The 8,305-nt window shown below is 69.0% G+C and carries 10 protein-coding genes and 1 pseudogene; 5 read left to right on the top strand and 6 right to left on the bottom strand.

Features of this window, described 5'->3' with window-relative positions:
• Positions 1-972 (bottom strand): annotated as a pseudogene (locus OC490_RS48710) (hypothetical protein); the annotation flags it as partial.
• Here OC490_RS48710 and OC490_RS48705 point away from each other — a divergent pair.
• Positions 944-1,330, top strand: a complete 387-nt coding sequence (locus OC490_RS48705) for an ester cyclase (RefSeq protein ID WP_262064495.1) — start codon at positions 944-946, stop codon at positions 1,328-1,330. The pseudogene OC490_RS48710 and the gene OC490_RS48705 overlap by 29 nt on opposite strands.
• A 435-nt stretch (positions 1,331-1,765) precedes the next feature.
• Here the strand turns inward: OC490_RS48705 and OC490_RS48700 are convergent, their stop codons facing one another.
• Positions 1,766-2,167 carry a hypothetical protein gene (locus tag OC490_RS48700; protein WP_262064494.1) on the bottom strand — a complete coding sequence of 134 codons (402 nt, stop codon included), beginning with the start codon at positions 2,165-2,167 and terminating at the stop codon, positions 1,766-1,768.
• A 593-nt stretch (positions 2,168-2,760) separates the two neighbouring features.
• Here OC490_RS48700 and OC490_RS48695 point away from each other — a divergent pair.
• The 3 genes from OC490_RS48695 (at position 2,761) to OC490_RS48685 (ending at position 5,104) form a co-directional block, all read left to right on the top strand.
• Entirely contained in the window at positions 2,761-3,576 is an 816-nt protein-coding gene (locus tag OC490_RS48695; RefSeq protein ID WP_262064498.1) for an oxidoreductase, read from the top strand.
• A 59-nt stretch (positions 3,577-3,635) separates the two neighbouring features.
• Positions 3,636-4,313, top strand: a complete 678-nt coding sequence (locus OC490_RS48690) for an SMP-30/gluconolactonase/LRE family protein (protein WP_262064493.1) — start codon at positions 3,636-3,638, stop codon at positions 4,311-4,313.
• Between the two features lie 200 nt (positions 4,314-4,513).
• Positions 4,514-5,104, top strand: coding sequence for a TetR/AcrR family transcriptional regulator (locus OC490_RS48685; protein ID WP_262064497.1), 591 nt, complete (start codon positions 4,514-4,516; stop codon positions 5,102-5,104).
• Positions 5,105-5,274: 170 nt separating this feature from the next.
• On the opposite strand, the gene OC490_RS48680 is transcribed toward OC490_RS48685, so the two are convergent.
• Both OC490_RS48680 and OC490_RS48675 read right to left on the bottom strand, forming a co-directional pair.
• Positions 5,275-6,091 (bottom strand): IS5 family transposase gene (locus OC490_RS48680; RefSeq protein WP_262064496.1). Its coding sequence is split into 2 segments (ribosomal slippage): positions 5,275-5,749 and positions 5,748-6,091, totalling 819 coding nucleotides; the frame shifts between segments, so codons are not numbered across the junction.
• Between the two features lie 312 nt (positions 6,092-6,403).
• Positions 6,404-6,694 carry a hypothetical protein gene (locus tag OC490_RS48675; protein WP_262064492.1) on the bottom strand — a complete coding sequence of 97 codons (291 nt, stop codon included), beginning with the start codon at positions 6,692-6,694 and terminating at the stop codon, positions 6,404-6,406.
• Between the two features lie 27 nt (positions 6,695-6,721).
• Here OC490_RS48675 and OC490_RS48670 point away from each other — a divergent pair, with 27 nt between their 5' ends.
• The gene (locus OC490_RS48670; RefSeq protein ID WP_262064491.1) at positions 6,722-6,853 is read left to right on the top strand and encodes a hypothetical protein; all 132 of its coding nucleotides are present in this window, start codon (positions 6,722-6,724) and stop codon (positions 6,851-6,853) included.
• 165 nt (positions 6,854-7,018) lie between these two features.
• Here the strand turns inward: OC490_RS48670 and OC490_RS48665 are convergent, their stop codons facing one another.
• Together OC490_RS48665 and OC490_RS48660 are read right to left on the bottom strand one after the other, a co-directional pair.
• On the bottom strand, positions 7,019-7,762 hold the full coding sequence (locus OC490_RS48665; protein ID WP_262064490.1) for a hypothetical protein: 744 nt from the start codon (positions 7,760-7,762) through the stop codon (positions 7,019-7,021).
• Positions 7,759-8,305, bottom strand: a 547-nt coding sequence (locus OC490_RS48660) for an RNA polymerase sigma factor (RefSeq protein ID WP_410099279.1), incomplete at its 5' end; no start/stop codon positions are given. The genes OC490_RS48665 and OC490_RS48660, both read right to left, overlap by 4 nt.

The raw sequence follows: 8,305 nt of genomic DNA, 5'->3' as shown, positions 1-8,305 counted from the left end.
GCCGGGTGGATGATCTTCTGGTTGATCGTGCTGGAGGGGGTTGTCTGTGGGGGCCATGTCGCTGTCGTACAAGGGGCACAGGTGGCGGCGGGTGGTGCGGCCGTGTTGTTCGAGGTAGTCGGCGAGCCGGAGTTGCGGACTCGCAGGGGGCGGGGCCGCAGCTCTGACGGCAGTGGTGGGGGTCGGCGGGCGCTGTGGAGGGCGGGGGATGGTGCGGGGCAGGGAGGCTTGTGTGCCGTGGACCGGTTTGGCGAGTTCGGCGTAGGCCTGTTCCGCCCAGTCGTCGGTGAGCTGGTTGTAGTCGGTGTCGGTGAGGTAGTCGGAGGCGGCGTCCGCGAGGAATGCCTGGGGGAGGTGAAGGCCGACGCCGAGGCGGCGTGCGTCCATCGCGGCTTCCAGCACCGCTTTGGCGGCCGGGCTGGCGTGCTGGTAGCAGTTAAGGAGTTCGGGGGCGCCGGCCAGGTCCTGGGGCACTCTCCCGTCGGTGCAGGCGCGGGTGAGTGCGTCTTTCATTAGCCGGTCACCGCCCTCGGCAAGCGCGGTCGCGGTGGCCAGGGCCTGGGAGTCGAAGGTCTCTGGGACGGTCAGGGTGCGGCCGGCGAGCAGCTCCCGCACGCGGCTGTGCGGATCCTCCGTGCCCGGTGCGGGCAGGGCCGTGTACTGGTAGGCGTATTCGGGCCAGCGGGTGTCCAGCACGAGGACGGGCCCGCGCTCCTGGCTCACGAGGAGGTGGTGCACAGCCACTGCGATCTGCTCACCCACCGCTCGGTCACCGAGGTAGTGCTGGGCCTCGTTCAGCCACACCACCGTGCGGGGCCCGACACGGTGCAGGTCTTCCAGCGCGGCCTGCGCGCGGGTCGGGTCGAAGGGGTGCCACGAGCCGCTCCGTCCATCCACACGGGAGAAGCGCAGGTCTTCCTCGAACGCCGAATCCACCGCCGACTTGCACAGGCTCGCCGATGAGTACGTCAAGCTCGTCAACCTGCGTGACCTCGACGCCCTGTTCGCCCTGTACGCGCCGGACTTCCGCAACCACGCCGCCGACGGCACCACCACCGGCCTCGAGGAGACCCGCGCGGTGCTGGCGTCGTTCCTCGACGCAGTCCCCGACTTCGCAGCCACGCCGGTCCGTGTCGTCGCCGAGGACGATTGGTTCGCGATCAGCTTCATCCTCACCGGCACGAACACCGGGCCCTTCAACGGCACTCCCGCTACCGGCCGATCGATCAAGGTGCTGGAGCTCCGCATGTTCAAGGTGGCCGACGGGAAGCTCACCGAGCACTGGGGCCTCATCGACCTGGCGACGCTCTTCGCCCAATTGCAGTCCTGAGCTGAGTCCAGATCCTCCCGCGCCGCCACAGGAAGGTGAGGAACAGGCAGACGCCCGTGATGTAGTTCCGCTTCGTTTCCCTCGTGAAGCCCCGGAACGCACTACTGCGCGTGAGCGTCGGCCGCCTGGAGCCCTACGTGAACGTTGAGTGTGCCTGACCCTCCGGGGCACCCCTCCCCGCGGCCTCGGCGAACCGGACCCACCGCAGCGAGGTGTCCAACTTGCGGTCGGCTTCGATCACGTCGAACGACACCCGCGTCCCCGTCCGCGGAGGCACTACAACTGCTGGCCAGCAGGGGCACCGACGCGACCCACGCGGGATCCGGGATGCCGTCGGCACGCACGGCTTGATGAACAGTTGATCATCGGTAGTTGGCTGCGCGCCACGCTCAGCGTCCTTACTCACGCCAGACGCCTCCGGGGACGGTGTCGGATTCAGCACGGCGCGGGCGTGCTGCGGGTAGGCAGTGGAAGAACGGTGCCGCCGCTGCGCAGGGCGTCGTTTTCGAGGGCCTGCCGGCGGATGGCCTCCTCGTACCGGGCGAGGGTGCGGCGCAGCCCGGTGTTCTCCTTCCGTAGCCGGCTCAGGTTGGCTTCCGTACGTACGTCGGATCCGGCGGGTTCCGTCGGCGTCGCAGGCTGGGCTGGCGCCGGGACTCTGGGCCGGAAGTGCACGTCGATCAGGTCGGCGTAGTGCCGGTGGCAGGTGGCGTGCGGGATGTCCAGGAACCGCTCGATCGCGGTCACGGTGGGGCGGTGATCGCGGGCTGCGGCCTCGGCAGGGACGGTGTCCGTGGCGGCTTTGACGGTGTCAGTGCCGGGCAGGGCGCGTTTCACTCCGCGATCTCCGGGGTGTGGCGGGTGAGGAACGCGGCGGTGGCACAGTGCTGTTCCTGAAGGCCGCGACGGACGTATGGGGCCAGACGGTCGTCGGCGACCAGAGTGTCCTCCAGCCGGGCGCGGTGATTGGCGAGGGCCCGCCGATTGGCGGAGGTGAGGGCGGTGTTGCGGCAGGCTTGCGGCTGGCAGTCGGCCATGGCGGGCTGATCGGCGGAAGCCTCAGGGCAGCGGCGCAGGGCGCGGCCGGGGTTGTAGACGCAGGTGATGAAGGCGCCCGGGTACAAGTGGGTGTCGTGACGGGCCAGGATGCGGCTCAGGCGGGATTCGTCGGTGACGACTTGGCCGTCGAAGACCGTGTGGCGGGCGAACTCGGCGAGGAACTGGCCGCGGGCGAATGCTTCTTCGGCCTCGGTTTCGTCGCGGAAGCCCGCTCACGATCATTCCCATACCGCACCCAGGCTTCCCGGCCCCTTCTCGAATCACCGGACGCGTCCACTTGCCATCGACCGGCGGCCACCCTATGGTCGTACGAACGTAAGACATACGAACGTACGACATACGGACGTACTCCAAAATCAAGGGAGATCGTGATGGCGACAACTCAACCGGTGGCGCTCGTGACGGGTGCCTCATCGGGGATCGGCAAGGAGACGGCCCGCGCCTTCGCCGCGGCGGGCTTCGAGGTGATCGGAACCGCTCGCAACGCAGCGCGGGTCACCGCGCCCGCCGGGGTGACCTACCTCGACCTCGACGTGACCAGCGACGAATCGGTCGCCTCCGTGGTCAAGCAGATGATCGACCGGTTCGGGCGCATCGACGTCCTGGTCAACAACGCCGGCGTCGGCGCCAACGGCGCCGCCGAGGAGTTCTCCGTCGCCCGGACGCAGGAGGTCTTCGACGTCAACGTCTACGGCATCATGCGGATGACCAAGGCAGTTCTGCCGCACATGCGCGCTCAGCGGCGCGGACGCATCATCAACGTCTCCTCCCTCAGCGGGTTCGTCCCGAGCCCATTCATGGCCATCTACACCTCGACCAAGCACGCGGTCGAGGGCTACTCCGGGTCGCTGGACCACGAGGTCCGCGAGCACGGCGTCCGGATCTTGCTCGTCGAGCCCGGCCCGATCAACACCCCGTTCGGGGACCACAGCGTGCAGGGCGACACACCGTTGCCGCTTTATGCGTCGGGACGGCGCACCTTCGACGAGGTGCTGGCGAAAAACACCAGCGGCGGCGACGATCCCGCCACCGTGGCCAAGGTGATCGTCGCGGCAGCCACCGGCCGGAACCCGAAACTGCGGCGCACCGCCGGCTCGACGGCAGCAAGCATCAGCGTGCTCCACCGCATCCTTCCGGCCCGGATCTTCGACCGCATCGTCCGCAGATTCAACCGGATGCCGAACTGACGCGCACCTCTCGCGTACCCGAACCCGTCCGAAAGCGGCGGCGTGTCTTCGACGAGGCGATGGCGCAGGCGAAGGACGGCGATGACCCCGCCGTCGTCACCAGAACGATCGTCACCGCGACCACCGACAAGAAGCAGAAGCCGCGCTACATCGCAGGTCTGCTGGCCTCACGCGTCACAACGGCCCGCCGCCTCCCCGCCGGGACGTTCGACAAACAGATCTGCAAGAACACCGCCGCCTCCCACCTGGCTTCCCGGTCCGGCCTCAAGGGCGTCGTTACCCCTGAGCGCATCGCCGCGCTGGCCCCCGCCTCACGCCCCAACGGGCTCGCTGTCGACCCGGACGGACGCACGCTCTACGTCGCGGACAGCCTCAAGGGCATCATCTGGTCGATTCCCGTCGCGGGCGGATCGGTGACGCCGTGGCTGACCGACGCCGCTCTTGCGCCGGTGCCCACCGAGGCCCTGCCGATCGGTGCCAACGGGCTCAGGTTCCACAACAGCGCGCTGTGGGTGAGCAACTTCAACAAAGGCACCCTGCTGCCCGTACCGGTCACCACCACCGGCGTGCACGGCCCCATCCGCCAGGTCTCGGGCGGCCTGCCCAACATCGACGATCTCAGCTTCCTGACCCCCCGCTCCGACGTGGTGTTCGCGGCGCAGAACGGCTCCTCCTCGGACAACGGCCCGGACGGGGTCGTAGCGATCTACCCGACGGCACCTACAAGCCTGTCCTGACCAGCGCGGCCGGTCTCGCCTCACCCTCACCCTCCGCCACCGCCGTCCGCGGCGACCGGCTGTACATCACCGACGGGGGCGTCCCCGAGCCCCACCACCCGAGACCGCAGGGATCAACTTCCCCGCCCTCCTCGCCGGCGCGGCACACTGACCCGACCAGCAGCAGCCGGGGCACAAGCCCCGGTTCCCAGGAGGAACACATCGTGCGGTACAAGAAAGAACACAAGCAGGAGACACGGCAGCGGATCATTGCAACGGCCGGTCGCCGGCTCAAGCAGGATGGCATCGACGGCTCCGGCGTCGCCACGCTCATGAAGGACGCGGGCCTGACCAACGGCACCTTCTACGCCTACTTCGCCTCCAAGGACCACCTCGTGGCCACCGCGGTCGCCGACCAAATGCGCGCCCAGCACGAGAACATCGTCGCCCAGGCGGCGCCCGGCCGTGCCGGACTCGAACAGATCGTGCGCTGGTACTTCTCCCCCGAGCAACGCGACAATATCGAGGACGGCTGCCCCAACGCCGCCCTGCTCGACGAGATCGCGCGTTCCACGGATCCCACCCGGCAGGCCTATACCGACGGCGCGCTGGTCCTCATCGACGGCTTCGCTGCCCGCCTGGCACCCCACGATCCACCTTCGGCACGTCTGCGGGCACTTGGCCTCCTCGGCATGATGGCCGGGACACTACAGCTCTCCCGTGCCCTGACCGACCGGAAGCTCGCCGACCAACTCCTCGAACAGGGCATGCGCAACGCCCTCGCACTGCTGGATGCCGAGCAGCACAACTGAGACGCCATCCGCGTACCGATCAGAATCTGGTTCGGTCGAACAAGGGTGGTGGCTCCCTCGACATCCGCGGTAGACCTTCGAGTCGACTCGAAGGTCAAGCACAGTACGCAACCCGTATCGGAATGGCCACCAGTCCCTCACCGGCGCACGGGTTCGCTTAAGACCGTGTCCTACGTGGTGAGGCGGACGAGGCGCTTGTAGCAGCACAGGGCGGCGGCGAGTCCGAGAAATGCCAGGTAGTTGCGGGGATGACGCTCGTAGCGGGGGCTGAGTCTGCGGTAGCCGGACAGCCACGACATCGTGCGCTCGATCACCCACCTCCGACGCCCTAATCGCTCGCTGGATTCGATGCCTTTGCGGGCGATGCGTACTCCGATTCGCTTCCATCGGAGCCATTTGCGCAGGTCGGCGCGGTCGTAGGCTTTGTCTGCGTGGAGGCGCTGGGGCTTGAAGTACCGGCCGCGGTGAGGGTTGTGTCTCGTTTGGTGACCCTCGATCATGGGCTTCAGCCCTTCGCTGTCGTGGGTATTGCCGGCCGAGATACCGACGAGAAGCGGCAGTCCGTTCGCGTCCGACAGGACGTGCATCTTGGAACCCGGCTTGCCCCGGTCCACGGGGCTCGGGCCTGTGAGTTCGCCCCCTTTTAGCCCTGACGTGGGCGGTGTCGAGGACGACGCGGGTGACGTCGATGAGTCCGGCGTCGTCGAGGCGGTGCAGGACCGCTTCGTGCAGGCTGCCCCAGACACCGGCTCTCGACCAGATCAGGAATCTGCGGTGAGCAGTCGACTTCGATATCCCGAAGCAGGGCGGCAACGCTCGCCAGGCGCAGCCGCTGACCAGGACGTAGACGATCGCCGCAAACAGCGTCTCATCAGGTGTGTCCTGCGTTCCGCCGCCCTGCGGCCGCACTCTCGACGGCGGGATCAGCGGCTTCGCGATCTCCCACAGCCCGTCCGGAACAATCCAACTCCACGTACCCCGCCCCATGAACAGGCCAACGTCCGCCTCACCACGTAGGACACGGTCTAAGAACTGCTCCAGGATTCCGCGAACCCGCGCGCTTCCGAGGACGATGTCCTCCAGCACACGGTGACCGTGAACTACGGCAGCCACCCCTACGAGATCCGCTACCAGCCCACACCCGAGGGCCTCGCACAGCGCGAGTAGTCGGCGGCACCGGCGTGGGCGGGGAGCCGGGAGCGGGAATTCGCAGGCAGGCCGGTCGGCGTCGCTGACGGCCTCTGTCCGGTACAGCCCGGGTCACGACGGGGACGGTAGGGGCCGAAGGCGACCGGCGCGTCACCGGTGTCGTCCACTCATCCAGTAGCCCTGCGCCGTGAGGATCGTGCGGAGCGCGGTGTGCATCGCGTCCTGCTGCGTGCGCCATGCCTCGCCCAGCACGTCGACGGAGTGGTGCTGGCGCCAGATGACCCGCACGGCAGCGCCCGCCGGCCCGGGCCCCAGCGCGAGCATGACGCCGGTCGCCGCCTCGCCGTCGTCCTCGTTCGGGTCGCGGACGGGCAGCCCCACCCTCAGCAGCGCCACCACCAGGTCTTCCATGAAGGGGCGCATGTGCTCGGGGACATCCACGGGTCCGATGACACAGCGGTCCAAGACGTGTCCCGCCCGCTGTGCCACCAGGCGGCCCCGCGTCGTGCTCGGCAGCGGCAGCGGCAGCAGTGGGGCCTGAGCATCGACGCCGTAGAGCGCGACGCGCTGAACCAACAGCTCGCCGACTGCCCCGACTAGCCGATCACCGTCACCCTCGCTCGCTCGCTGAGCGCGGTTCCGGCCCGCCGCTACGGGGGGAAGCAGCGGGCCGGAACCGCCTCCACCGTGCCACAGGTCCGAGCGGTACGTACGGCGTGCCGGCGAAGTCGTGCAGCCATCCGGCCGGGCACCGTCCCCGGTTCCTCACCGCGCGCATGTGTGCCCGTCGTGCACCTCCAGGACGTCGTGGTCGGCTTGCAGGCCATCGCGGAGCAGGGCGCCGACGCGGCGGGCGAAGCCCGGGCCCGGCAGCGGGATTTCGAAGTCGTGGCGGAGGTAGCCGATGTCGACGGCGGTCGGCAGGTAGTCCATCAGGCTGGTGACGGCGGCGGCCCGGTGGTGGCTTCTGGCGAGCTGGCGCAGGACGCGCAGCATCGTGGTGGGGAACTTGCCGAGGGGATGGTTCGCGGGCGCCCATTCCCCTTCGCATGCCGGGGTCTGGGCGAAGGTGTCGTCGGTGGGGACGGGGGCGATGGTGGCCTCGGTCTGCTGCTCCCACCAGTCGGCGATGTCGTCCTCCCCGTTGGAGAGGTGGTGGAGGTAGAGGCAGTAGGCGGCCGCGCTCTGGCCCGCGCCGGCGGCGTACTGCCACCAGAAGCGGGCGCCGTCGTCGGTGTCGGTGAGTTGTAGGACGCAGGCCAGCGCGAGGGCGCTGCAGGGGCCGGGGACCTGGTCGGTGACGAAGTCGGCGACGTCAGCGGGCGAGGTGTGGGACAGGACGGTCTCGCACAGAGCGCGCAGGACTTTGGCGGCCTCGGCTGCCCCGCACCCGTCCCCGGCCTCTTCCGGGGAGGGCAGTGGGGCGGCGGCGGGCGGGAAGACGTCGGGCGGCACGGTACGGTCGCGTGCCAGCAGGGCGCGCGACAGGATGTCTTCGATGCAGGTCACGAAGGGGTCCCTTCCAGGTCGGGAGGCGGGCTGCACAGGATGCTGTCGAGGAAGCCGGTCGCGTGGCGCTCGTCGGAGCGCACGGTGGCCAGCGGGACACCGAGCAGGTCGCTGACCACCTCTTCGGCCATCCCGCCCAGGGATCGCAGGACGACGACATCGAGCTGGTGGCCGGGCAGTCGGCTCATCGCCCGGAACAGGGCTTCGGTCTCGGTGAGCTGTTCCACGGCGGCCTCGACGTCCTCGGGCCTCGTCAGGCTGCGCAGGGCGACGGTGTCGAACGCGGCATACGTGAACTGGGGGCGGCCGTCGATGAGCGGGGTACGGGACATCACCGTGGCGCGCAGCACGCTCCAGGCGTGGCGTCGGGTGTCAGCGCTGGCCAGCGCCTTCGTCCAGGTCAGCCAGAGCCGGTCGTACGTGTCACGGACCGCGGCCTCGCGCTGCGGGCCGGGCAGGAAGACGTCGGCGTAGAAGTCGTAGCAGGCGCTCCCCGCGCCCGTGGGGATGGCAGGTGTCCCGTGCCACTGGATCTTGACCGTT

It is taken from the genome of Streptomyces sp. STR69 (assembly GCF_024519455.1).
GTDB lineage: Bacteria > Actinomycetota > Actinomycetes > Streptomycetales > Streptomycetaceae > Streptomyces.
Note: the sequence above shows the minus strand (reverse complement) of the source record. Positions and strands in the feature narration are given on the sequence as shown.